Source organism: Syntrophaceticus schinkii (assembly GCF_000946815.1).
Taxonomy (GTDB): Bacteria; Bacillota; DSM-12270; order Thermacetogeniales; family Thermacetogeniaceae; genus Syntrophaceticus; species Syntrophaceticus schinkii.
This window is the reverse complement of record NZ_CDRZ01000150.1, coordinates 1-1,807: the sequence shown is the minus strand read 5'-3', so window position 1 is coordinate 1,807 and position 1,807 is coordinate 1. Positions and strand designations below refer to the sequence as shown.

General features: G+C 42.9%; 1 protein-coding gene and 1 pseudogene. One reads left to right on the top strand and one right to left on the bottom strand.

Annotated elements, in window-relative coordinates; genetic code table 11:
• Positions 1-57 precede the first annotated feature (57 nt).
• Positions 58-475, bottom strand: a pseudogene (locus SSCH_RS20105) (transposase); the annotation flags it as partial.
• A 475-nt stretch (positions 476-950) separates the two neighbouring features.
• Between SSCH_RS20105 and SSCH_RS06580 the strand changes: the two are divergent.
• Entirely contained in the window at positions 951-1,661 is a 711-nt protein-coding gene (locus tag SSCH_RS06580; protein ID WP_198142219.1) for a hypothetical protein, read from the top strand.
• The last annotated feature ends 146 nt before the right edge of the window (positions 1,662-1,807 follow it).

The window sequence follows — 1,807 nt, the reverse complement described above, 5'->3', positions numbered from 1 at the left end:
AGAGCAAATCGGCGTAATACTACGTCACTCAAATTCTACGGCATTAGGGACAAGCTCGTAGATTCGTTCATATTTCAGGGTTCGAAAGAATCGCTCTGTTCTGGCATTATCCAGACATTGCCCCTTGCCATCCATGGAAATTTTTACTCCGTTGTCTTCCAGCAGCTTGATGTAATCTGGATTTGTAAAATGCCCGCCCTGATCACTGTTGATAATCTCTGGTCTTTGGCAGCTTAGTGCACGTTTTAGACAACTCAGTACAAAGGATTTATCCAATGTGCTGGAACAACTCGTAATCAACTATATATCGGCTGTACCAGTCGATGATGACAAACAGATACATGAATCCTTTTTTCATGCGAATGTAGGTAATATCTACACCCCAGACTTGATTAGGCCTATTAATTTCAAGATTCCGCAGCAAGTATGGGCGAATATACTGTGAATGATACCGTTTGCTCGGATTCGGTTTTGGATATATTTGTAACTTATTTTTCTTATCCTGTGTCTCACCTCTTGGGAGCATTATAGTCAGTACCGTTGCGAGGGGAGGGACTTTTCTCCCCGAGCTTGCTAAGGGGGGGGCGCTTTCCCCCCGAGCTTGCTAGTATCAACGGTCATTGTCAACTTGTTCATAACCTGATGATGTCTCACGCGTTTGTATATCGTAGTATTCAATTATCTTCTTAAATTCATCGTTGGAAAGTAGTTCATCTGAAATATCGTAATAATCTGTCCTGATATCAATAGCATTGATAATATCATCTACATCGGTAAATCTAAGTCTATTAAGTACAAATACGGTAACAAATTTTTTTATAATAGCTTCTTTATCCTGCTTCTCATTTTTATATTCACTTTTCAGAAACAGGGAGTGTATAAATGTGTACAGAGGAAGTCAAAAGCACGTACTGGACTGGACTGGACAGCCACATTTTGTTGATGAATTTATGAAATTACTAGCATCAGATCCTCAAGTCAAGGTGCCTGTACAGGTGTCTAACGAGATCAAATACATGCCACAAGGGTATCGTTATCCCCAGGAAGCGAGACTGGAGACCTTTGGACCCAAGTGTTATCCAATGAAACAAGAGTGGTCCGACCTAAAGAACTGGTGGTTGCTACATAAGAAAGGAGCAACCACACCTAACTGGAACATCGCCATGAGCTGCGAGATCGATCATCGGCCTGGGCTAGTCTTGGTAGAAGCAAAAGCCCACAGTAATGAGCTTGAAACTAGAGGAAAACCATTTAACAATACTTCTGCCAATAGTGTTGAGAACCATGAGCGTATCGGTAAGGCCATCAAAGAAGCCTGCATTGGGTGGCAATGCATAGATAACCAGGTAAATATTTCTCGAGATTCACACTACCAGTTAGCAAATCGGCTAGCTTTCACGTGGATGCTGGCAAAGCTCGGTTTTCCTGTAGTTCTACTGTACCTTGGGTTTACCGGTGATAAAGGGATCGAAGATTTAGGGACACCATTTTCTGATGACAGCGATTGGCAGAATGCATTTGCTCAGTATGTCACAGGTACAATCCCAATAGATCTATTTGGGAAGCGTCATGAGTTCAACAATGTCCCGGTTTGGCTATTATCACGCAGCCGCCCTGTTATTGGAGTATCACCACCCCCCCGCCCTAAGAAGTCGCTATAGTGCGGCGGCCTGGAATTAGAGGTCCCATGCTGACAAAAATGGCGGTCCAACACCAGGGGCGTTAAATCTAAATAAAACAATAAAGCAAGCCTGACCCCAATTAAAGTATATTCCCCTACCGCCGGTATATAGCTATGATGGTTTCT

Excerpts from the sequence above, each read along its gene's own strand:
- SSCH_RS06580 (WP_198142219.1), top strand. The coding sequence starts at position 951 with ATGAAATTACTAGCATCAGATCCTCAAGTCAAGGTGCCTGTACAGGTG.